We start from the raw sequence: 22,133 nt of genomic DNA on the forward strand, positions 1-22,133 counted from the left end.
TGGCGGTGATTCGCCGCCAGTTGAGCGTAGTGATAACGTGGAAACACTTAAACCTAATGCGGTAACTGTGGACGACCTTTTAAATCCAGTGGATTTTAAAAACGTTGAGAGTCTTAAAAAAGCTCAAACACGCCTTAAAATCCGTTTAACTAAGAAGAGTAACGAATTGAAAAAATTACAGGAAAACACTGAAATGAATATTCCAGAATTAAACCAACTAATCCAAATCGCTCAAAAAGAAATTAATGTCATCGAACAAGCTCTTGAACGTGTTAAATCCAAACTAACCGAGTTAAACCAAGCAACTTCAGAGCGTGAAGTAGCAGAAGTTGAACCTGAAACTTCACCAAATACTACAGAAACATTAGAAACATCAGGACCAAACAGCGACCCACGCCAACTAAAAGGTAAGCAAGGCCCGTGTCGATATTCTTATCTTGGAGAATCGTCAAATCCGACTGGCTATTTAAGAACTTATGCCAATGGAGAAACTGAAAGTTTACCATATGCAGAGGAGGCTCATGAGGCAACGTATATTTCTGACAACTACCTTTATGAGGCAGACGGAAGTTATAAACTTTTAGGATCTGACACCTACTATGATTCAGCGACGAACCGTTTATGGAACGCCGAAAAGGGTTGGTTTACCGTCGACCAACTTGATTAATCCTTATGCTGGAGTATTTATTAAAATTTTAATGAATATTCCAGCTTAACTTCAGCTTAAAAAAGCAAAGACCCCTATGTATTTGTATTGCAATAAGACAGATTTAATCCGTACTTTTGGTGAAATGGAAATCAACCACATCGCTGCTGATGATGACAATGCCATTGAGAAAGCGATTGCCGATGCCAGTGCGGAAATGGATTTATATTTGGCAAGCCGTTATAAGCTACCACTTTCCAAAGGCTTTGCTGTTCTAAATCGTATTGCCTGCGATATGGCTCGATACTATTTATACAACTCGCTTGATACAGAAAGCACGGTTTATATCCGCTACCAGCAACGCTTAAAACAACTGCAAGGCATTGCTAATGGCACGCTTGCACTTACAAACGAAGAAACAGGCGATAAGCCGTCAGGTGAGGCGGTAGTTTTTGTGGATGTTGGCAGTAAGGTATTTCATCGATGACGAATTATTTAATGGCAGGTGAACTTATTGCACAACGTTTACGGGAGCAGGTACCAGAGTTTAAAGATGTACTAAAAGGTGGAAATTTGGGCCAGATTTCACGCCATGCTCAACGAACACCTGTTGCTTATGTGTTATATCGTGGCGATAACCTTTCCAGTGATGTTAATGCTCGAGGACAGGCGTGCCATGTGCAAAGTATTTCTCAAGAGTGGCTTGTAGTAATTGCGGTCAACTTAATGGAGAAAAACAACCTATACACGGATAGCGACCAACGAGCAGGTGAGTTAATTGACAAAACTCTGAAAGCGTTAATGGGGGTAAAACTCACCCCTGACGCTAAACCGTTGTACCGTTCTTCTCGTGGCGTGCCTGTGGATTACGTGGACGGATGGGCATATTACAGTTTTATTTTTCATTTTGATTTCATTATGCGTAACCAATAGGAGAATTTTATGCGCCAAGAAACTTATTCCTACGGACAAGGACGTGTACTCGTTGCAAACCGTTTACCGAATGGTCAACCTGGACCGTTTCGCTGGGTAGGCGATGTGTCGGAGCTTTCTATCGCTTTAACTGTGGAAGACTTCACCCACAAGGAATCGTACAGTGGTAACCGACTCGAAGTACGTAAAATTATTACCAGCAAAAGTGGCGAATTAACTTGTAAATTTCACGAAATGAGTACGGAAAACCTATCGCTAATGTTACTCGGTAAAACCCAGTTAACCGAGGCAGGCGAGGCAACCGAAATTGCTTTACCTGAAACCATCGCTGCTAATGATGTGATTTCGTTACAACACCAAAACATTTCTAATGTGAAAATTCCGACCTTGACGGAAAACACGGATTTTGTAGTAGATAGCACCTTCGGCACCATTACCTTTTTAAAACCACAGACAAGCTTTACCAAAAAAGCTAGCTACCATTACGGTGCGGTGTCTAGCGTTGCACTGTTAAATGACCAGCCTGTGGATTTATTCCTACGTTTTGAAGGTGTGAACTTAGCAGAAAAGAACGAATGGAATTTAGTAGAAATTTACAAAGTGAATTTCAACCCAACGGATGCCCTAAGTCTTATCAATAATGATAACAATTTGGATGCATTGACAGGTAAAGCCAAAATCCTAGCAGATACCACAAAAGTGGCAAGTGATGCCCTTGGACGCTTTGGACGAATGGTAAAAATTAAAAAATAGCCACGCTCACAATGCCGTTTTACATCGGTTTTAAAACGGCATTAAATCCCTTTTACCTTGCATTTAAAAAAGAGAAATCTAATGAACAAACTTGATGACAACAATGACGAACTCGCCATTTTATTCCCTACGCAAAGCGTAGAAATCAACGGCGAAACGGTGGAAGTGAAAGAATATACCTTAGGTGAACAGTTGAAGTATCACGCAAAATTCCAGCCTTTCATTAATGCCTTGCGCGAAAGCCTTAGCCGCGAGCAGGCGGAATTTAACCTTGATACGTTGATGGCCTGTTTAAGTACACATTACGACAATGTGCTGGAACTGGTGGCGTTATCCATTCACAAGTCAGTGGATTATGTGAAAGGTATTCAGGGCGAGGCTGCAGACAACCTCTTGTTAGCGTGGTGGGCGGTGAACAGTGATTTTTTTACCCGCAAAGCAGTAATGCCATTACTGGAAACGCTAGCCAAGCAACGACCAGCTGGGGCGACATCATAACCCAACTTGTGGCTAGTGGCCATGCTTTTAGCGATTTGCCTCATTACACTGCACGTCAATTGGTATTGTTTTATGAAAAATCGTTAAAACGTGAAAATCGCCAACGGGCGGCAAGAACAGTAGACGTGTGCTACGGCGTTAATGGTGGCAAGGAAATTCAGGGTTATGTGGATGGGCTTACGAATTAAACAAATCCAAGTAGTAACGTACAATCCAGTAGATAAAACAAACAAACGCTAGCCCAATATAAAACGCAAAAACACAGAAAATGAACACACCTAACGACCATTGCATACCGTAAAGCAACAGCATTAGTAGAAAGGGTGGCGTGAGAACAAGGATATAACTAAGGATCTGTTGTTGAGTAGTGTTCATTTTACAATCAAGAATTTTAAAAAATTCTAGCCCCGTGTTATAGGAATGCTTTATGAGTAATCAATTAAATTTAGCCTTCGTCATTAAAACAAAACTTGACGGCGTGTTGTCGGATTTTAAAGCGATTAAAAACAGACTGCAACAGGTAAATAAAGAAAATAACCGCCTAGGTCGTCAAACACAGGCTACAGAACACGCCTTTGCGAAATTATCTAACCGTTTTATTGAAACAGGTAATAAAGCGGGCGAAGTTCGTTCAGGTATTGAATCAATTAGTAAGCAACTATTAAACCTACAGAGAATTTATGCGGGTTGGCAAGGGATAAAATTTTTTGGTACAGGGCTTTCAGATATCGCCAAAACGGCTGATAGCTTTAATAATTATCAATCCCGTATTGCTTTAGTTAGCCGCTCAAATGCTGAGGCTAAAAGTACCTTCCAATCACTTATGGCAATTTCTAATGAAACGGGGAAAAGTTTTGAAGCCACAGCAGAACTTTATACGCGAGTATTTAGAAGTCTTGGGCAAAATGCTAACCGTAGCGATTTATTAAACTTCACCAAAACTGTGCAACAAGCCTTGACCATTTCAGGGGCTAGTACACAAGAAGCACAGGCGGCGTTGATCCAATTATCGCAAGGGTTGAGTGCGGGGGCGTTACGTGGTGAAGAATTTAACAGTGTTTCTGAGCAAGCCCCGATTTTGTTGGATTTAATGCAGAAATCCTTAGGTAAAACTCGTGCGGAACTCCGAAAACTTGCTGAGCAAGGTAAATTAACCACCGAGGTGGTTATGGCAGCGGTCCGTGAGGGGGCGCAAGATATTGACAGTCAATATCAGAAAATGCCAAAAACCATTGGGCGTGCGGTTAATGAGCTTTCCAATGCATGGTTAACATTTGTAGGACAAACGGATAACACTTTTTCTGCTAGTGGTACAGTAAGCCGTGGTATTTCATTTTTAGCCGAAAACTTAAACACACTTGCAACAGGAGCATTAACTTTGGCGGGTGTAGCTCTTATCCGTTATGTGGTGAATTTACGCCAAACTCAACAGGGGTTGAGTCGTTTAAGTGCAATGATGTTACGTGTAAAAGGCGTGACAGTGGCCCAGGCGGCGATTGATGTTAAAGCTGCACAATCTGCTTTAGTCGCAGCCAAAGCCACCGACCAGCGTACTGCTGCAACCTTACGCCTTGCACAAGCCCAACAACGCTTAAATCTACTACAGCAATCTGTTCGGAAAGGGACTGGTCTTGGTGGGATGGTAATGGGCTTTTTCGGCGGTGGTTTTGGACTGGCATTAACGGCGATTTCAGGCTTAGTTGTACTTTATCAAGCTTTACAGGAAAAAGAACGTGCATTAGCAGCCCAATACCAAAACACGCTACAAAGCCTTGACCAAAATATTGAAAAAACCAATGCACTGATTAAAGTACGGAAACAGCTTTCCCAGTTAAGTTTTGTGGAAAACCGTGGACAGTTGGCGACGAATACGCATAGTTTGCAGGAGGTGGAAAAACAATTAAACGACTTGCAAGCTCAAAAACGAATGCAACAACATCTCTATGATAGTGCATTGGAAAATGGAGGCTTAACCTTCGGATTTACGGATCGTCTTGCCAAAATTGATGAAAAAATTACGGCTTTAACGGAACGTTATCAAAAATTAAAGCAAGCTACACAAACCCTAAGCGATGTAACCGATAGCCAGCTGGTTGCGGCGTTCAACCAAGCCAAGCAGGCAGGCGGTGAATTAGCAGAGAAACTCGCAAATATCAGTGATGCAAAAAGTGATGAGGCGATTGCACTTTTAACGCCTGTAATTAAAAAAGCAGAAAACCAATTACGGGAAATGAATACTCAGCTTAATCAAACCAATACTAAACTGGCTAAGGACTTAAAAGAGGCCACCACGACAGCAAAAGAACGTCTACAAGCAATGCGGACTGAATTTGCCAATCTGGGTAAACAGGCAGGGCTTTCTACCGCACAACTCGATCCATTTTTACAGAAATTGGATAAAAGCCTTGTCCTAACTGACAAACTTGCTGCAGCAAAAAAACAGGCAGAAGGTAAGAAATATTTAGCCTCTCTTAAAACACAAGCGGCACGCCAAGGGCTAAATGAGCGTCAACGAATAGTATTTGACGCCAAAGAAAAAGGCTTGACAGGTAAAGATTTACAGTTGGCCAAACAGTATGCAGCGATTATTGCTAAACGTCCTAAATACAGTCATCGCAAAGATGAGTATCACGCATTGCAGTTACGCTATTTAAAAGCCACAGGTCAACAAGTAAAAGCGAATTTACTCGATGTAGAAAGTCGTTTTAACCAGTTATTAGTGGAATTTCAACAAACAGGCAATACTGCTGGCGTGGCGTTAATTAAGAAATTGCTACCGCTTGAGCAAGCCAAAGCACAGTTAGACGGCATTCAAGCACAACTTAATCAACGTTTTAATACGCAGGCAGCAGATGAAGCGTCAATTAATGCACAATTACAGGCAGGAACAATATCGCAAATTGAAGCTCAGCAACGTTTAAAAGGCGTATATACAGAAACTGTAGCAGAGATTCAAAAACAATTGCCATTATTAGAAAAATTAGCCCAATTACCAGGCGCACAAGGTGAGCAAGCTCGTGTGATTTTAACGCGTATGCAAGCAAAACTCACTGAGTTAAAAAGTGTCGGCGATGAGTTAACTAAAACATTCCAACAAGGCCTTACTCAAGGTATTCAATCTTCATTAATGGGATTAGCAAATGGCACGATGACGTTAAAAGATGCTATTAAGAATTTAGCATTGACGGTAGTAAATGCAATGGCTCAGATAGCAGCTCAACAGTTAGCTATGCAAGCGGTAAGTGCTGTAGGAAGTGCATTTAGCAGTGGGGCGGGTGCAGCGGTAACAGCAGCAACAGGAGGCTATATTTCAGGGCCAGGTACTGGGACGAGTGACAGCATTCCAGCACGATTATCAAATGGTGAGTTTGTTATTAGAGCAGCCTCAGTTTCACGTTATGGCGTTGATTTTTTGCATGCTTTGAATAGAGGGAAATTAAGGAAATTTAACAAAGGTGGTTTAGTTTCTTCACCTAATTTTCCGAAACCTAAAGAGCCTACTTTAACACACGAGCTTAAAGAAGGAATGAGTCAACAAAGAGTAGCAGTTTCACCTGTCAATATTCAACAAACGTTAGCGGTTGATAGTGCTGAGCTTTTTACTAGTGGTATCAATACAGTGGCTGGAGAAAGGGCTGTATTAACAGTAATTAGAGCGAATAAAAAGACAATTAAACAGGAGTTAGGTTAACTATGGCATATGAAACTGGAATTGCAAAAACCGAACGGGATTTTCTTAAGAAATTAGATAAATTTTTAACGACAAATGAGAGTCTAGTAAAAAATGGACAAAATTGGACAAAAATTTTTGAACGTATTATCCCTGCTACGACCCATAAAGTTGATCGTTATCAGGTTGTGTGGAAAGCAACTGGCACGGGTATTGGTCAAGATATTTATGTAGGGGCCGAAACACAAAATCTTATTGCTGATGACGTTTACAATATTACATTTTTTGGTGGGACATTTTTTAATTTAGAGTTAGTTAACCAAATTAACATTGAGGACTTTAAGAATGCCATGGTGAATGTCTCTCCTAGTGTTTGTGTTTATGGAAATGCACGTGATTTTGAGTACCATTTTTTTGCAAATGGCCGTCATTTTAAAGTGGTCAGTCGTATTGGTAAAACCACGTCTACTGCGTATTGCGGTTTTATTTTACCGACTGTTCCACCTACTGAATATCCTTACCCTCTCTGTATTGCTGGTACGGGACCGACACACGACAGTGATAACCATTTAAACCGTTATTCGAGGGAGGACAGATTGAACTCATCCATCGTTTATGCTCGAAATAAGAGTTGTTATTTACTTCTCCCAACGCAAGTATGGTCAGGTTTTTATGGTATGGGAGGTGAATACAAGGATCCTGCTCTTTATCCAATAAGAAGTATTGAGGACGACTCCACGCAGCGTTGGATAATGCAACGTATGGTCGGCCTAGGGTCGACACCTTTAATCCCTGTTGAATTTATTTCTCGAGGTCAGAAAGTGGGAACAAATCGGTGGGGATGTTTCGATGGCGTGTATTGGATACCTGGAATACAGCGAGCAACAGGAGATGTCGTTAATATTGATAATGAAACGAATGGACTCGTTTTCAATGATGGTTTTCGTACTAGCACGACGAGTTACTTTGTTTTTGAAAAATAAATGGCATAAGGACTTATAATGGCTTATCAAACTGGAAATGCACAAAATATTCATCAACTTTTGGAAAAACTGGCTGAATTTGCCAAAATTCTACAGTGGGAAATTGTGCATCATACCGAAACAAAATTATATTTGCGGAATAAAGATGGACACTGTTTTGCCCTCGAATTTTTAAGTAATGTGTTTTATACCATACCTTGTACTCAATTAAATAATGACAAAAGTGCAATCGAGCAGCTTGGTTCACCTTGTCTTGAAGGTAATTGTTATAAACAGATTTATACCCGTACAACTGATTTAAACCTTGGCAATTTTATTGGTTATGATTTCTTTGGTACAGCAGATTATTTACATGTAGTAGTGGAAATAAAACCAGAACAGTTTAGACATTTTGGTATTGGCATGTTACTTAAAGAAGCAGAATTTATGGGGGGACAATATGCATTTGGTACCTACCTATATGACCAAGATGAAGCAAAATCTAACAGCCGTTTAAATAATTATGGATTTAGTGCCAATGATGATTTGACTGCAACTGCAGTAGTACGGGCAGATAAATTCTCTGCTGCACAAAAATCCCCTTGGTATTTATATAGTGCTAATTGTTATTCCACAGTTTATGATTACGCAAAATGTGTAGGCAGTGCGTGTTATGCATTGGGCCGTTCAGCAATGCCAGAAGATTATCGCACCTATCATCCAGATAACTATTTAGTTCGCTATTCCCAATCACAATTTGGGAATACATTAATCCCTGCACCAAATAGCATTATTGGGCACAAATTAGATAATACGCTGATTAGATTAGGTATCTTACCTGATCGCTATGAGTGTACGATGCAAGGTATTCCCCCTAAAAAAATTTTAGAAATTAATGGGGAGCGTTGGAAAATCATTCCCAGTGCAGGTTACAACGAATATAACTCTACTCGTAAAACATCGAACCCAGATAACACTGGTATTCAAGGCGTCGCATATAGAATTATTGATGATGAGACAGTAGGGGTATAAGATGTCAAATATCATTAAAGGCTATAAAACATCTTCTTTTAATGTCGGCACAGTAAGCTTAAATTCTATACCATTAACAACCTATAGGAGTCATGCCAGATTAGTCAATAACTTCAAGGCTAAGCGTGCACATCTCATTAATACGGTAGCTGAGCCTAATTTAAAGCGAACTATATATGGTCGCGTGACACCTAATTTTTATAAGAATTTATATAATCGCATAATTATTATTCCTCATGTTGTTTCATTAGGAAATATCTCTTCACTTCAAGTTTTTGAGGTGACAGTTTGGAATGCCTTTAAGCATGAAGTAAATCTTTCTGAAATTAAATTGTTTAATACTGAAGGGATTGAGTTAAAAGGGCATGATGGAATAAATCACTTTGGCCCAATCTCACTAAAAAGATGGACTGTTTATGTAAATATGCAAGGACCTGCAGAGATTGATGCAAAAATAAGTTGGATTTTTGAAAATACCTCTGCGACTTTAAGCATTTTAGGTTCGAGAACGACAGACTGGACCTTTTCTCCAGATTGGGATGAGAATGTTGTTGAGAATTTAGAGTTTTTGACAAGCGTCTATCAATCAATTTCAGGTGCGGAGCAGCGAGTTTCTAAAAGACTCTCGCCACGGCGCACGTTAGAATTCAAGGTATCTTTATCAGGTAAAGAAAAACAGCTATTTGAAAATTTTGTGTATTCTTTTGGCTCACGTATTTGGAGTATTCCAATTTTTTACGATAAAACGTCTTTACATCATGCCGTTAGTTCAGGGGATACGCAGTTATTTTTAGATACGACAGGTTATGATTTTTCAGAAACTGGCAGAATTTTAATAACAAATGGAAAAATTAAAGAAACACTAGAAATTACTGAAATTAAGTCGGGAATATTATTTCTTAAACGACCTATTTTAAATCATTTTGATATCGATGCTGATATTTATCCATTACGCTCTGCTGTACTAACAGATATGCCTGTTATAACAAAATTAACCGATGGTGTATCGACCTCGCAAATTAGACTGCTAATTCATGAGCATAATGCCTGGAGTAAGGATGTCAGTCATTTACCTATTTATCGTCAGCATCCAGTGCTAGAGCCAACAAGCAGTTGGCATGAAGATATTTCTGCACAATATTTGAGAATGATTAAAACGTTAGATAATGGGACGGGACTTCCTACCTATTTTGATACGGCGAGTAAAGCTTTCCAATTAATTACACATCATTTTGTTGCAACCAATCGAGACGAACAACAAAAATTAAGGCAATTATTTTACTATTTAAATGGCAGACAAAAACCAATTTGGGTTTCAAGTTCGAGTAGTGATTTTGATGTTCTATCAGATATTAAGGGTAAAATTTTTTATGTAAAAAACATTGGTTTTACTGAAACGAGCTTTAATCAGGTAGGGCGTAAAGACATTCGTATTGAATGGACTGGCGGGGTTATATATAAACGAATTAAATCAGCAACAGTAGTAGATGAAAATACTGAGATGATTGGGTTAGATACAGAAGATTTGAATATTAGTAAGGATAATATTTTAAAAATTTCTTTTCTAACTTTATCAAGATTAGAAAGTGATATGGTAACTTTCAAGCATATTACCGATAGTGATGGCTTAGCTACGGTAACTGTTAATTTTAGAGGGTTACGTGATGAATTGGAAAATGCCAATTAAATGGGTTTTAAAACGACTTTAAAAACAGTTTAAAGGAAATTTTATGAAAGCATATGAAAGTATTTCTAACAGCCAGCCCGTTAATCTATATCAATTTATAAGAGGGAATAAAGAAAAAAATTATTATTTTTGTGATGCCGATATAGATATCGAAATTAACGGCCAAAAGTGGTTGGCTGAAACAATCTCTGATACAGGACGGCATCTGGGAGAAAATATTAGCGTGACGCTTCCTAGTAACAATCCTATTGCAATGCTATATCGGGGTATGCCGCCATCACAACGCGTAGAAGTTAGGATTATGCGTGTGGACTATATCGCAAAAGAAATTCAAGTTGTATGGATTGGCACGATTGTTGAAGCAAAACGAGAAGATATTCATCAAACCAAATTAATTTCAGCTGGGCTTTCATCAACAATGGATACCGCAGGATTGCGGCTTACATGGGGGAAAAATTGTCCTTATACGCTTTATGATGTGGATTGTAAGGTTAATCCTACAAAATTCGGGATAAAAAACTTAGAAATTGTTGCAATTGATGGCATGAGTATAGTTGTAAATGTGCCTAAAGCGCTTCCTGATGAATGGTTTATGGCTGGCTTTATCGAATGGGTAGATATTGATGGAGTAAGAGAAGTGAGAGCAGTAACAACTCATAAGGGAAATCGGATTAGTTTGATGGGAGGAACACAAAAGTTATCTATTGGATTACGTATAAATGTTTATCCAGGATGTGATGGACGAGTGCAAACGTGTAAAGAAAAATTTAATAATGTACTGAACTTTGGCGGTATTCCGCACATGCCAAGTAAATCACCGTATGACGGGAGTCGAATTTTTTAAAGGAGAAATTATGCCAATTATCTTAGCTATTGTAAAAGCAGTTGCCGTTATGGCAATTAGTTATTTACTTAATCGAGCACTTGCACCAAAACCAAGTACCAGTCAGCCTGAGGCAATAGGTGCAAATGATTGGAATTTTCCTCAATCTGATGAAGGTACGCCCCAATGCGTTTTCTTCGGTGATTGCTGGACGGAAGATTGGCAAGTCTTATCTTATGGTAATTATCGAGCAACTCCAATTAGAAAAGGTTAATAAACAATGGATACGCTTAAAATAACTATGGAAGATATGCGAGCTGTAGATTTTTGTGCTGCTGGCGTAGAGGCTTTTTTTAATAGAGAAGGACTAGATTATGCACTCTTTTTAAAAGAAGGAATTTCAGCAGAGGAATTATTAAATACAGGTAGTGTTTTTGCAAGAAAAGTGGTTAATGTAAAAATAAAAACCATTGAAAATAAAGAGGAACAATAAAGATGGGTGGCAAGTCAGGTGAATCTGTTGTTGTAGGTTATCGTTATTTTTGGGATATTCAAAGTGGCTTAGGAAGAGGACCTGTTGATGAAATTGTTGAGATACGAGTAGATGATAAAACGGCTTATGTTGGAAAACCAGGTGAAATTACACAATCTAAAGCCATTTTTATTGATAAACCTAATTTGTTTGGTGGTGAGGATACGGGCGGTGAAGGTGGTATAAAAGGTCGCATGGAGATTTTAATGGGTGAGCCAGATCAAAAACCTTCAAGGATGTTAGTTAATCTTTTAAAAGGAATTCCAAATCCTAAGATTGGTGGACGTTCATTGTTAAGTCGAAAATCTAGCCATTATACACGTGAAGAAAGAGAAGCCTTTATTTCTGATGCCAAAATTCCTGAAGCAGAATTAACTGATGATGATTTAATTCCTGGCTTTCGAGGCATAGTCACAACTGTTTTTAGTGGACTTATTAGCTGTTATAGTGGTTATCCTAAAAAACATAGTTACCGCGTTCGTCGTAATAAAAAAGGGTGGCATGAAAACTCTCCTTGGTATCCAGAAAAATGCCGTATTCTTTTAAGAAATGACAACCTACGAATTAGTGGTTTATTTAAGGAACAAGAAGAAAATGTAAGACAAATTCACGCCATGAATCCAGCTCATATCTTAGTAGAATGTGCGACGAATAAAAGCTGGGGCGGGAAAAAAGAACTCAGTGATCTTGATTTAGATTCTTATAAAAAAGCGGCAGATACCCTTTATCATGAAGGCTTTGGGTTGTGCATGCGTTATAACCGTCATAGCAGTATTAAAGAGTTCATGCAACAAGTTGTCGAACATATTGGTGCTATTCAATACGATAATGTGGAAACAGGAAAACAAGCTATTCGATTACTTAGAAATGACTATGATGCAGATAAGTTACCAACCTTTAACTATGATAATGGTATTTTAAAAATACAAGACGATGATAGCTCTGCAACTGATAATGCGGCTAACCAAATCATCTTAAAATTTTTAGATCCAGTAACGAATAAAGAAGACCAAGCAATTGCTAATAATATTGCGTCAATAAGAATGCATGGAGTTATTAGTAAAACAGTTAGTTATAAGGGGATACCAACTTTTGATTTAGCTGCAAGAGTGGCTCAACGTGATTTAGAAATGGTATCAAGTAGTCTAACGCGATTGAAGATAGTTTTTGATATGCGGGCAAGTAATTTTAAGCCAGGAGATGTCTTTAAGGTCAATTTACCTGATCGTAATATTGAAAGTGCAGTCTTTAGAGTAAGTCAAATTGAAAGTGGAAATGAAGGGGAATTTATTGTGACCTGCATGATGGACGTATTTGGCTTACCAAAAGCCAATTATTCCACTAAAAAATCAAAATCGCTTTACGTCCCGCCCAATTTTAGTGCAGAGCCTATTAGCACAAATAAATTGGTCGAATTGCCCTATCATGTGTTGCCCTTTATTTTTAATGAAGCCATGCTAAAAGTGATTAAACCAACGGATTGTTATATCACCGCATTAGCCGAAGCGCCAACACCATTATCACTTGGATTTCAGATGTGGACGAAGGTGGGAGAAAACTTTAGGAAAGCAGCCGATATGACGTTTGTGCCTTCTGTCATTTTTCCTGAAAAAATACAACCTTTTGAAACTAAAATTAAATTTAAGGGGGATGGCACAGAACTTATGAATGCCATCGCTTTAATGGTAAATGATGAGATTTTAAGGATTGATTCTGTAGATTTAGAAAATGAAACGATTACCGTAGGCAGAGGCTGTGCAGATACCATTCCAGAGGCTCATGAGGCTAATGCTCGGGCATGGTGCTATTTATTTGTAAATCAAATTGATCCAACAACATATGCACCAGGAGAAAAATTACAGTGTAAGTTACTTACTAAAACTTCTCAGGAATTATATCCTTTGGCAGAGGCTATTCCTCAATCTATAACCCTACGCCAACGCCAAGCGAGGCCTTATCCACCTGGAAATGTTAAAGTGGATGGGGTATTGGGTGGCCAAATTAATGATGTGAATAAATTTTCAATATCATGGGCTCATAGAAGTAAAGAAATTCAATCAGATAAGCTTATTTCTCATATGGAAGATAGCGTCGTCACTGCACCTGATGGCCTCTATAAGATTAAATTTTTTGAAGATAATAAGTTAATAAGAACTGTTTTAACGAAAGAGGATCATTTTATTTACCCTGATACAGAAAAGAGGGAGGATGAAACCTTTAATCGAATAACATTGAGTGCATGGAAAGACGGATTAGAAAGCTTATATCAATATGAATTTACTGTATCTGGTGCAATGACATTACTCTATGACTGGAATTTTAAGAAAAATTTTACCGTAGGAAATCAATACTTAAATAAATATGATGATACCGATATGCCAGGCGGTAAGTACATCATGCTAAATTCTGATCTGAATACAGCCAATAATAAAGATATTTATCTTAGTTTCCCATTAAAGAAAGCCTATAAAAAAGTATTACTCTCTTATAAGGTAGGCTCTTATGGAAAGCGGAAGGGACTCTGTAAAATAGCGTTACAGTTTTACTATCAAGGAAAGATGATGAGTGAAATGTTATCGCCTACCTTCGGAAATTGGAAACGTGATGAATGGCATCATCAGGCAATGCTAAGCGAGTTAAGTGATAATGTAGATGAAGTCAGATTTAAAATTATCGTTGAGGGGAACATTCATAATAATGCTTTAGCTTTTAAAGACATTGTATTAAAGGTTAATGAGGCATAAATGCGACTGTTTCTAAGAAAAGACTATTTCCGTAGGAATTATACCATATCATTAAGGAGTAAAACAATGAAGTAAGCCAATAAAAAACGAGAAGACGGCGACATAAACCATGTGGAGGCATGGTTTATGTCAGCTACGCAGGCATAATCTGCATATAGCCATGCGCCGCCTGCCTTGCAAGGCGGGTGAATTGTATCAAAAAACAATTACCGATGGGAACCTTTATGCAGAAAATAATGCAACTTCGATGTAAATGCTGTAATAAATTATTAGGGCAGGCAAAAGAAGTAAAAAATCTAGAGATTAAGTGTGTACGTTGTAAACGAATCAATACGTTTAATCATAGTTGTTAATAATTCACCAATAGAGTGTCATTGAACGCCTTAATAAGGAGTTTTTTCAATGACACTATTCAAACAAGCCCCCTTACCATTTACGGGGCAAAAACGTCAGTTTTTATCACACTTTAATCGTATTCTTAATGAAAATATCTCTAACCATGGCGAAGGCTGGACTATCTTAGATGTTTTCGGGGGAAGTGGCTTACTAAGTCATAATTCTAAATACATCAAACCAAATGCACGAGTAATTTATAATGATTTTGATGGATATACTGAAAGATTAGGACATATTGCGGACACTAATCGATTACGCTCAATGATTTATGCCGTAGTGGCTGATGATGTCAAGAATACTCGTCTAAGCGAGTCCAAAAAAGCTAAAATTCTCAATATCATCCATACTTTTGATGGTTATCTTGATACTCAAACTATCGCATCGTGGCTATTATTCAGTGGAAATCAAATATCTAGCCTTGACGAATTGAAGAAAAAAACGCTATGGCATGGCATAAGAAAAAACGATTATCCAACAGCAGAAGACTACTTAGATGGTATCGAAGTAGTGAGTGAAAGTTTTCACACACTATTACCAAAATTTGCGAATCAAAAAAACGTCCTTTTACTACTTGACCCGCCTTACTTATGTACCAATCAAAAATCATATAAACAGGCAACTTATTTCGATTTAATTGATTTTTTAAGGCTCATAAATCTTACAAAACCACCTTACCTTTTCTTTAGTTCAACTAAAAGTGAGTTCATTCGCTTTATTGATTTTATTACAGAAAATCAACTGGATAACTATGAAAGTTTTATGGATATAAAAAAGATTGTAGCTAAGGCACAGTTAAATCATCAAACGGTATATGAAGACAATTTAATTTATAAATTTTAAAGGGTGAAGTTATGAAAGAACTAAGTTTATTTACTGGTATTGGCGGGGGAGTTTATGGCTCGCAAATTTTAGGATGGCAAACGATTGCCTATGTAGAAAAAAACGATTTTTGTCAACAGGTTATAAAACAGCGAATAGCAGATGGCATTTTTGAACAAGGAGAAATTTATGGCGACATCGCAGATTTTAATAAGTACCACGCCCACAAATATGCAGGAGAAATCGACGTGCTCACGGGCGGTTTCCCATGCCAACCATTCTCGTTGGCTGGCAAGCAAAAGGGCACGAGTGACAACCGTTATTTGTTCGATGAAATTATCAAAACGATTAAGATTATACAACCAAAGCGGATTTTTTTTGAAAATGTCAGAGGGTTGCTCAACTCAAACGCCATTGTTCAAATTTTCCAGAAACTCGCCAATCTTGGATATGACTGCAAGCCCCCATTACTGCTTGGAAGTAGCGACTGTGGGAACGTCCATCAAAGAAAACGACTGTGGATTTACGGTGAACTTACCAACATTACCGACACCACAAGCGAGCGATGCAAGCTTTGGTTGGAGCCTACGCACATTAAGACAAGTACAAAAACGAGAGCAAAGCAATCATCAAATGATGTTGCAGGGCAAACTGATTTTAGAAGCACACAACGCAAATATCAGATTAAACAATATAGAGATTATTTCACACGAGCAGATGTGCCTGAACCCTTGCTTTGCAGAGTGGATAATGAATCTACCGAACGGTGCGAGCGGATTAAAGCCATTGGTAATGGACAAGACCCTGTTGTAATGGCTACGGCGTATTATATTCTAACGAATATGTTGTAATAAAAATTTTTTACCTAATATCTAAACTTTAAAAGCGTTAATTCTTGCATAAAATAAGTGTAAAACTATATGCAGATATTAACGCTTTTTTGTGCAAAAAATTTTGCGAGCTTATAGATTTTACTTAAATCTACTTTGTTTTGAGAGTACCCAATGTATCGGTATAACTTAAGGGGGGAGGTATTCAAAAAACGCAGTCATTTTAATCAATAATATTTTACATGTCAATAAGAATTATTATCATTTGTAATTTTTTAATTACCTGAAATTTTCATATTATTAATTAGCATCGATCCCGTTTGAATATTGGAGCGATGTTCTACATCATCAGTGATTGCTACGATATCTTTCATCATACTTTGTAGATAGCCAGCAATAGTAATTTCAGCAACAGGGAATTTTATTTCTCCGTTTTCGACCCAAAAACCAGATGCACCACGAGAATAATCGCCTGTGACGAGATTTACACCTTGTCCCATTAAGTCGGTAACAAGTAAACCAGTTCCCATTTTTTTTAATAGGGCATCAAGACCACCTGTCATATTTGGTTTCACGAGCCAGTTATGAATGCCTCCTGCGTGTCCTGTCGTTTGCATCCCCATTTTTTTGGCACTGTAATTGGTTAAAAGATAGGTTTGCAAAATACCGTTATCTACAATAGTGCGATCCATTGTTTTTACCCCTTCACTATCAAATGGCGTAGAGGCGAGCGCACCTAGAAGATGTGGACGTTCTTCAATGCGGAACCAGTCGGGTAAAACTTCTTTACCTAAACTATCCAATAAGAAACTGGCTTTACGGTAAAGGCTACCCCCACTAATTGCTGCGGCAAAATGACCAATAATTCCCGTTGCCACATCATTCATAAAAATAACAGGTACGTTTTGAGTTTCAATTTTTTGTGGATTTAGATGAGAAAGTGTTTTTACTGCACTATTGCGACCAATCCATTCAGGCGTAGCAAGTTTATGGAAATCACGTGAAATGCTATATTCATAATCACGTTCTAGCGCCTCATTTTCTTGACCGATTACCGAGCAAGAAAGGGAATAACGACTCGATAGATAGCTTTGTAGCATGCCTTCGGTGTTTCCATAAATACGAATTCCTGAATGCGAATTAAAACTTGCACCATCGCTATTTACAATACGTTTATCATAATCTAACGCAGCACGTTCGGTTTCTTGGGCAAGTGAAATGGCGTGGTCGATATCAATATCATGTGGGTGATAAAGATCTAAATCTGGAGCGTCAAAAGCTAAAAGCGATTTATCCGCAAGCCCTGCACAATCATCAGGTGAGGTATAGTGGGCAATCGCAATCGCTGCATCTACGGCTTTTTCGACTGCCTCTTTGCTTAAATCAGCCGTTGAGGCATTTCCTTTTTGTTGCCCTAAATAGACTGAAATCCCCAGTGCGCCGTCATTATTAAATTCGATATTTTCCACTTCTTGTAAGCGAGTTGAAACGGAAAGTCCATTAACTTTTGTTACCGCAACTTCAGCGGTTGCACCTTTTTTTGTCGCATGCGCTAACGCATGAGCGGCGGCATCAAGTAATTCTTGTTGTTGCCTTTTAAGTAGAGTAGTTGAATCTGTATGTTGCATTGTCATAGTCAAATCCTTAAAAAATTTTTGCTATTCTAGCTTATTTTCTATAAGGTCGCTAATTATGTGCTAGAATGCGACCCTTTTAATGATTAGACGAGGAGAGAAGATGGCAAAAGGCAGAAAACAAGACTGGTGGGATGATGAAAACCAAGAAGAAATCATTTACGTCAGTAAAAGTGAAATTAAACGTGATGCCGAAGCTTTAAAGCAACTTGGAGATAAATTAATTAACCTAACGCCAGCAAATTTGGCGAAGATTCCAATGGATGATAATTTATTGGAAGCCGTAGAATTAGCGCAACGTTTGCAACGTGAAGCACGTCGTCGCCAATTGCAATATATCGGTAAACTTTTACGCACCATGGATACTGATCCTATCCAAGAGGCATTGGATAAAGTAGAAAATAAACATCAGCAACAACAAGCGATGTTACATAAAATTGAACGCCAACGTGATGATTTGATTGCACAAGGCGATGTCGGGTTAAATGCATTATTAGAAGATTATCCAACCCTCGATCGTCAACGATTACGTACGCTTATTCGTGCTGCTAAAAAAGAAGTTGAGCAGAAAAAATTAGGCAAAGCGTATCGTGATATTTTTGTATTATTGAAAGAAGTTATGCTAGAAGCATAAATTTTTCAGAAAAATCGGGCGTGGTTATGAAGCCACGTATCCCTTATCTTCTTGCGTTGGGTTCATTGCACCACGGCGTGCGAGCTCATCGCAAATTTCATTTTCTACATGTCCACTATGACCTTTTACCCAGTGCCAATTTATAGAATGGCGTGCGACTACTGCATCTAAACGTTTCCAAAGGTCTTGATTCTTAATTTTACCTTTTTTCCAGTTGGAGGCTTTCCAAGAATGAATCCATGTAGTAATACCATTTTTCATGTATTGGCTATCGCTATACAGATCTATTTCGCAATGTTGATTAAGTGCCTCAAGTGCTTTAATTACGGCGAGGAGTTCCATACGATTATTGGTTGTTAAAAAATAGCCTTCAGAAAGCTGTTTTTCATGTTGCTGGTAGCGGAGAATTGCACCAAGCCCACCTGGACCAGGATTCCCTAAACAGGATCCATCGGTAAAAATTTGAATTTTCTTTGGTTGCATATAAAATAAATTCCTATTCATTCTTTTTTTGCGATAATAGCGGAAAACGCATAAAACTTTAAGGAAAAAAATGACAGAACAACAACCCAAAATTCAGCCACATCGCCAAATTGTTTTGGATACTGAAACTACAGGTATGCAACAGTATGGTGAACATTATCAAGGACACTGTATTATTGAAATTGGGGCAGTGGAAGTCATTAATCGCCGTAGAACAGGGCGTGAATTACATCTTTACATTAAACCTGATCGTCCCGTTGATCCAGAAGCGCAAAAGGTGCATGGTATCAGCGATGCGGACTTAGCGGATAAACCGAGTTTCCCTGAAATTGCGCAAGAATTTATTGATTTTATAAAAGGTGCAGAGCTGGTTATTCATAATGCTCCCTTCGACGTAGGATTTATGGATTATGAGTTTCGGAAACATAAATTAGGTGTACAAACCGCAGATATTTGTACCGTTCTTGATACGCTTGCGCTTGCACGTCAAATGTATCCAGGAAAACGTAACTCTCTTGATGCATTATGTACACGTTTAAATATTGATAATAGTAAACGTACCCTTCACGGGGCTTTACTGGATGCGGAAATCCTTGCCGATGTCTATTTGGCAATGACAGGGGGGCAGACCAATTTATTTGAAGATGATGATCCAAGTGTAATTGGAACGGGAAATGGTGATCAGGCAGTGATTCGTAGTCATTTGCCTCAAGAAGCAGGATTACGTGTTATTCATGCTAACAATGAGGAAAAAAAACATCACCATGATTTTTTACAACTTGTGAATAAAAAGAGCCAGAATCACTGTTTTTGGTTGTTAGATGAGGCAGAAATTGTACAAGACGTACATTGATTAAGCATTTGATAATATTTTTGAAAAAATAGGCTTGACGTTTTTCTCATATCTCATTATTATGCACCCACTTTTTGCGGAGTGGTAGTTCAGCTGGTTAGAATACCTGCCTGTCACGCAGGGGGTCGCGGGTTCGAATCCCGTCCATTCCGCCAAAATTTCCTCACGGAGCGGTAGTTCAGCTGGTTAGAATACCTGCCTGTCACGCAGGGGGTCGCGGGTTCGAATCCCGTCCGTTCCGCCACTTTCTTTTTCTCATTTATTCCCTTTTAAATTCTTATCATAAAAACATTTTTCACTTTATTTAAACTAATAATACTAAAAGTTTAATGACTTCCTATATAGCTTAAAATTCTTTGAGATATTTTGAGAAGTTTAGTGATAGAACCTCGTTATTTTGTATTTTATTCTATGATATTACTGATTTCTCTAATAGGTCTAGATAAGGATCACCATCTAATATCTACATATTTATATTTCTTTAATCTAACTATTTTAGATTAAATTTCTTCTTTTATTAAACTTTAATTTTATATATATCAAATAGTTAATTTATAACGTTTAATACTAATTTAAAATTAGTTTAAATAGTAAATATGACTATTAATTTTTTTACTAATTTAAAAAAAATATAACTACTCAATTTTAGTTGCTTCTAATTTATTAAATAAAGTATTAGCATTACCAAGATAATATGGAATATTACATACTTTACTTAAATATATCTGCTTTTAAAATTAGGTAATCTTTTGATTATTAAATAAACTAGTAGATATATAAAATATTCCAATTAATGAGAAGAGTCCAATAATATTGATTTAAAGGAACGTATATTAATTAAGAAGATTTTAAATAGTTATATATAAATTGTATTTTATTTTATGAAAAAGTTAAAGAATTTATAGTATTTATTATCTAGAAAATAAACTGGAGAATATATGAATAAAACTTTTAAAACTATTTTTGATAAAAAAACATCAAGATTGGTTGTAGCTTCTGAACTTGCGAAAAATTCAGGAAATTGTCAATCTGAATCTGATGGTAGGAATGTTACTACTTTTAGTAAACGTAATAAAACTTCTTCGGCAATGCTAAAAATCGCAGGGCTGTTAGGATTGTGCATTGCAACCATGCCAATGGCGTATGCGATTGGTAATGGGAATATAGGTGGTGACAGTACAGGCGGTCCGGGTGGTTCAGCTACTCCAGTACCTCTCCCTCCAGTTGGTTCTGGTCAAACCGCTGGTGGTAATGGCTTTTTCCCTCCTTCTGGAGGACCTAATCAGAATATACCAAAACCTTCAATCCAAGGTCGTAATCTAAATACAGATAATTCTCCTACAGGTGTGATTAATAATAATTTAGATGCGAAAATTAAGGCGAATACTGAAGGTATTAAGGCAAATAAACAGATGATTAATAATAATAACCGTATAATTGGTAATATTGATGCTAAAGTGAGTGGACTTGTTTCAAAAGTTGCCAAAGATTCAAATAGAATCGATCATGTCATTGCGGATAATACGAGTAATGCAAGCCATATTAAGGATAACGCAACGAAAATTGCGACAAACAAAGAAGGCATTACAAAAAATAAAGAGTTGATTGGGAAAACTGATGCTCGAGTAAGTGGTGTTGTCACTAAAGTGGCAGACAATACTAATAAAATCGATCATGTTATTGCTGATACCACAATCAATGCGCAAAATATTGCAAAAATTGCCAAAGAACGTGCTGATGTTAGTGGTGTGATTTCAAAAGTTGCGATTAATACGGCGAGTATTAATAATGTTTCAGCCCGCATTTCTTCTAATACCAAAGCGATAGAAGCAAATAAAACGGCAATTGCTGAAAACCAATCTCGTATCAATCATCTAGATAAGCGTGAAGAACGCCATATGGCACAGTTATCTGCATTAGCGGGTTTATTCCAACCGTATGAAATTGGGCAATTTTATGTTACAGGTGCTGTTGGACAATATCGTAATAATACTGGAATCGCACTAGGTTCAGGTTACCGTTTAAATCGAAATGTAGCCTTCAAAGTAGGCGTATCTATGACGACTCAGAAACAAGATGATGCTGCTTATAATGCAGGTGTTTATATTGGTTTCTAGTTTATTTTGATTCTCACTTTATCAGGTCATCAACATAAAGTGTAAATGGCGTTGTAAAGGTGAGAAAATTAGCACTGTATTGATAAA

21 protein-coding genes and 2 tRNA genes are annotated in these 22,133 nt (G+C 37.7%); 21 read left to right on the top strand and 2 right to left on the bottom strand.

Annotated elements, in window-relative coordinates; all coding sequences use genetic code 11:
- Nucleotides 1-37: 37 nt before the first annotated feature.
- The 16 genes from EL259_RS06040 (at nucleotide 38) to EL259_RS06120 (ending at nucleotide 16,346) form a co-directional block, all read left to right on the top strand.
- On the top strand, nucleotides 38-667 hold the full coding sequence (locus EL259_RS06040; protein WP_126599922.1) for an OmpH family outer membrane protein: 630 nt from the start codon (nucleotides 38-40) through the stop codon (nucleotides 665-667).
- A gap of 76 nt (nucleotides 668-743) precedes the next feature.
- Nucleotides 744-1,133: a gp436 family protein gene (locus EL259_RS06045; protein WP_126599924.1), complete on the top strand. Its 390-nt coding sequence runs from the start codon at nucleotides 744-746 to the stop codon at nucleotides 1,131-1,133.
- Nucleotides 1,130-1,579 (top strand): phage tail terminator protein, encoded by a 450-nt coding sequence (locus tag EL259_RS06050; protein WP_126599926.1) that lies wholly within the window; start codon nucleotides 1,130-1,132, stop codon nucleotides 1,577-1,579. The genes EL259_RS06045 and EL259_RS06050 overlap by 4 nt, the downstream gene beginning before the upstream one ends.
- 9 nt (nucleotides 1,580-1,588) lie before the next feature.
- On the top strand, nucleotides 1,589-2,332 hold the full coding sequence (locus EL259_RS06055; protein WP_126599928.1) for a phage tail tube protein: 744 nt from the start codon (nucleotides 1,589-1,591) through the stop codon (nucleotides 2,330-2,332).
- A gap of 81 nt (nucleotides 2,333-2,413) precedes the next feature.
- A complete protein-coding gene (locus EL259_RS06060) occupies nucleotides 2,414-2,830 on the top strand; it encodes a DUF6631 family protein (protein WP_126599930.1) in 417 nt (138 codons plus the stop codon).
- Nucleotides 2,831-3,257: 427 nt separating this feature from the next.
- Entirely contained in the window at nucleotides 3,258-6,521 is a 3,264-nt protein-coding gene (locus tag EL259_RS06070) for a tape measure protein (protein ID WP_126599934.1), read from the top strand.
- A gap of 2 nt (nucleotides 6,522-6,523) precedes the next feature.
- Nucleotides 6,524-7,483, top strand: coding sequence for a hypothetical protein (locus EL259_RS06075; protein ID WP_126599936.1), 960 nt, complete (start codon nucleotides 6,524-6,526; stop codon nucleotides 7,481-7,483).
- Between the two features lie 18 nt (nucleotides 7,484-7,501).
- Nucleotides 7,502-8,494 carry a hypothetical protein gene (locus EL259_RS06080; RefSeq protein WP_126599938.1) on the top strand — a complete coding sequence of 331 codons (993 nt, stop codon included), beginning with the start codon at nucleotides 7,502-7,504 and terminating at the stop codon, nucleotides 8,492-8,494.
- A 1-nt stretch (nucleotide 8,495) separates the two neighbouring features.
- Nucleotides 8,496-10,181: a phage tail protein gene (locus EL259_RS06085; RefSeq protein WP_126599940.1), complete on the top strand. Its 1,686-nt coding sequence runs from the start codon at nucleotides 8,496-8,498 to the stop codon at nucleotides 10,179-10,181.
- A 43-nt stretch (nucleotides 10,182-10,224) separates the two neighbouring features.
- Nucleotides 10,225-11,025, top strand: a complete 801-nt coding sequence (locus EL259_RS06090) for a phage BR0599 family protein (RefSeq protein WP_126599942.1) — start codon at nucleotides 10,225-10,227, stop codon at nucleotides 11,023-11,025.
- 10 nt (nucleotides 11,026-11,035) lie between these two features.
- The gene (locus tag EL259_RS06095; RefSeq protein WP_126599944.1) at nucleotides 11,036-11,278 is read left to right on the top strand and encodes a hypothetical protein; all 243 of its coding nucleotides are present in this window, start codon (nucleotides 11,036-11,038) and stop codon (nucleotides 11,276-11,278) included.
- Between the two features lie 6 nt (nucleotides 11,279-11,284).
- Entirely contained in the window at nucleotides 11,285-11,497 is a 213-nt protein-coding gene (locus EL259_RS06100; protein ID WP_126599946.1) for a hypothetical protein, read from the top strand.
- A 2-nt stretch (nucleotides 11,498-11,499) separates the two neighbouring features.
- The gene (locus EL259_RS06105; RefSeq protein WP_126599948.1) at nucleotides 11,500-14,280 is read left to right on the top strand and encodes a phage tail protein; all 2,781 of its coding nucleotides are present in this window, start codon (nucleotides 11,500-11,502) and stop codon (nucleotides 14,278-14,280) included.
- 236 nt (nucleotides 14,281-14,516) lie between these two features.
- Nucleotides 14,517-14,633, top strand: a complete 117-nt coding sequence (locus tag EL259_RS08755) for a Com family DNA-binding transcriptional regulator (protein WP_126599950.1) — start codon at nucleotides 14,517-14,519, stop codon at nucleotides 14,631-14,633.
- A 49-nt stretch (nucleotides 14,634-14,682) separates the two neighbouring features.
- Nucleotides 14,683-15,516: a hypothetical protein gene (locus EL259_RS06115; protein WP_126599952.1), complete on the top strand. Its 834-nt coding sequence runs from the start codon at nucleotides 14,683-14,685 to the stop codon at nucleotides 15,514-15,516.
- Between the two features lie 11 nt (nucleotides 15,517-15,527).
- Nucleotides 15,528-16,346 (top strand): DNA cytosine methyltransferase, encoded by an 819-nt coding sequence (locus tag EL259_RS06120; protein WP_126599954.1) that lies wholly within the window; start codon nucleotides 15,528-15,530, stop codon nucleotides 16,344-16,346.
- Nucleotides 16,347-16,600: 254 nt separating this feature from the next.
- Here EL259_RS06120 and pmbA read toward each other — a convergent pair whose 3' ends face one another.
- Nucleotides 16,601-17,953, bottom strand: coding sequence for a metalloprotease PmbA (gene pmbA, locus EL259_RS06125; protein ID WP_126600886.1), 1,353 nt, complete (start codon nucleotides 17,951-17,953; stop codon nucleotides 16,601-16,603).
- A gap of 109 nt (nucleotides 17,954-18,062) precedes the next feature.
- Between pmbA and yjgA the strand changes: the two genes are divergently transcribed.
- Nucleotides 18,063-18,593, top strand: coding sequence for a ribosome biogenesis factor YjgA (gene yjgA / locus EL259_RS06130; protein ID WP_126599956.1), 531 nt, complete (start codon nucleotides 18,063-18,065; stop codon nucleotides 18,591-18,593).
- 24 nt (nucleotides 18,594-18,617) lie between these two features.
- Here yjgA and rnhA read toward each other — a convergent pair whose 3' ends face one another.
- Nucleotides 18,618-19,076 (bottom strand): ribonuclease HI, encoded by a 459-nt coding sequence (gene rnhA / locus EL259_RS06135; RefSeq protein WP_232019026.1) that lies wholly within the window; start codon nucleotides 19,074-19,076, stop codon nucleotides 18,618-18,620.
- Between the two features lie 70 nt (nucleotides 19,077-19,146).
- Between rnhA and dnaQ the strand changes: the two genes are divergently transcribed.
- The 4 genes from dnaQ to EL259_RS06155 all read left to right on the top strand — a co-directional run bounded on the left by dnaQ (nucleotide 19,147) and on the right by EL259_RS06155 (nucleotide 22,046).
- Nucleotides 19,147-19,929, top strand: coding sequence for a DNA polymerase III subunit epsilon (dnaQ, locus tag EL259_RS06140; protein WP_126599959.1), 783 nt, complete (start codon nucleotides 19,147-19,149; stop codon nucleotides 19,927-19,929).
- Nucleotides 19,930-20,007: 78 nt separating this feature from the next.
- Nucleotides 20,008-20,084: transfer RNA gene (locus EL259_RS06145), tRNA-Asp, on the top strand.
- Nucleotides 20,085-20,096: 12 nt separating this feature from the next.
- Nucleotides 20,097-20,173: transfer RNA gene (locus EL259_RS06150), tRNA-Asp, on the top strand.
- A 694-nt stretch (nucleotides 20,174-20,867) separates the two neighbouring features.
- The gene (locus EL259_RS06155; RefSeq protein WP_126600888.1) at nucleotides 20,868-22,046 is read left to right on the top strand and encodes a YadA-like family protein; all 1,179 of its coding nucleotides are present in this window, start codon (nucleotides 20,868-20,870) and stop codon (nucleotides 22,044-22,046) included.
- Nucleotides 22,047-22,133: the final 87 nt, after the last annotated feature.

This window comes from Actinobacillus delphinicola, from assembly GCF_900638385.1.
Taxonomy (GTDB): Bacteria; Pseudomonadota; Gammaproteobacteria; order Enterobacterales; family Pasteurellaceae; genus Actinobacillus_C; species Actinobacillus_C delphinicola.

Excerpts from the sequence above, each read along its gene's own strand:
- rnhA (WP_232019026.1), bottom strand. The coding sequence starts at position 19,076 with ATGCAACCAAAGAAAATTCAAATTTTTACCGATGGATCCTGTTTAGGG.
- EL259_RS06090 (WP_126599942.1), top strand. The coding sequence starts at position 10,225 with ATGAAAGCATATGAAAGTATTTCTAACAGCCAGCCCGTTAATCTATAT.
- dnaQ (WP_126599959.1), top strand. The coding sequence starts at position 19,147 with ATGACAGAACAACAACCCAAAATTCAGCCACATCGCCAAATTGTTTTG.
- EL259_RS06045 (WP_126599924.1), top strand. The coding sequence starts at position 744 with ATGTATTTGTATTGCAATAAGACAGATTTAATCCGTACTTTTGGTGAA.
- EL259_RS06155 (WP_126600888.1), top strand. The coding sequence starts at position 20,868 with ATGAATAAAACTTTTAAAACTATTTTTGATAAAAAAACATCAAGATTG.
- EL259_RS06060 (WP_126599930.1), top strand. The coding sequence starts at position 2,414 with ATGAACAAACTTGATGACAACAATGACGAACTCGCCATTTTATTCCCT.
- EL259_RS06055 (WP_126599928.1), top strand. The coding sequence starts at position 1,589 with ATGCGCCAAGAAACTTATTCCTACGGACAAGGACGTGTACTCGTTGCA.
- pmbA (WP_126600886.1), bottom strand. The coding sequence starts at position 17,953 with ATGCAACATACAGATTCAACTACTCTACTTAAAAGGCAACAACAAGAA.
- yjgA (WP_126599956.1), top strand. The coding sequence starts at position 18,063 with ATGGCAAAAGGCAGAAAACAAGACTGGTGGGATGATGAAAACCAAGAA.
- EL259_RS06085 (WP_126599940.1), top strand. The coding sequence starts at position 8,496 with ATGTCAAATATCATTAAAGGCTATAAAACATCTTCTTTTAATGTCGGC.
- EL259_RS08755 (WP_126599950.1), top strand. The coding sequence starts at position 14,517 with ATGCAACTTCGATGTAAATGCTGTAATAAATTATTAGGGCAGGCAAAA.
- EL259_RS06120 (WP_126599954.1), top strand. The coding sequence starts at position 15,528 with ATGAAAGAACTAAGTTTATTTACTGGTATTGGCGGGGGAGTTTATGGC.
- EL259_RS06050 (WP_126599926.1), top strand. The coding sequence starts at position 1,130 with ATGACGAATTATTTAATGGCAGGTGAACTTATTGCACAACGTTTACGG.
- EL259_RS06075 (WP_126599936.1), top strand. The coding sequence starts at position 6,524 with ATGGCATATGAAACTGGAATTGCAAAAACCGAACGGGATTTTCTTAAG.
- EL259_RS06100 (WP_126599946.1), top strand. The coding sequence starts at position 11,285 with ATGGATACGCTTAAAATAACTATGGAAGATATGCGAGCTGTAGATTTT.
- EL259_RS06115 (WP_126599952.1), top strand. The coding sequence starts at position 14,683 with ATGACACTATTCAAACAAGCCCCCTTACCATTTACGGGGCAAAAACGT.
- EL259_RS06105 (WP_126599948.1), top strand. The coding sequence starts at position 11,500 with ATGGGTGGCAAGTCAGGTGAATCTGTTGTTGTAGGTTATCGTTATTTT.
- EL259_RS06070 (WP_126599934.1), top strand. The coding sequence starts at position 3,258 with ATGAGTAATCAATTAAATTTAGCCTTCGTCATTAAAACAAAACTTGAC.
- EL259_RS06080 (WP_126599938.1), top strand. The coding sequence starts at position 7,502 with ATGGCTTATCAAACTGGAAATGCACAAAATATTCATCAACTTTTGGAA.
- EL259_RS06095 (WP_126599944.1), top strand. The coding sequence starts at position 11,036 with ATGCCAATTATCTTAGCTATTGTAAAAGCAGTTGCCGTTATGGCAATT.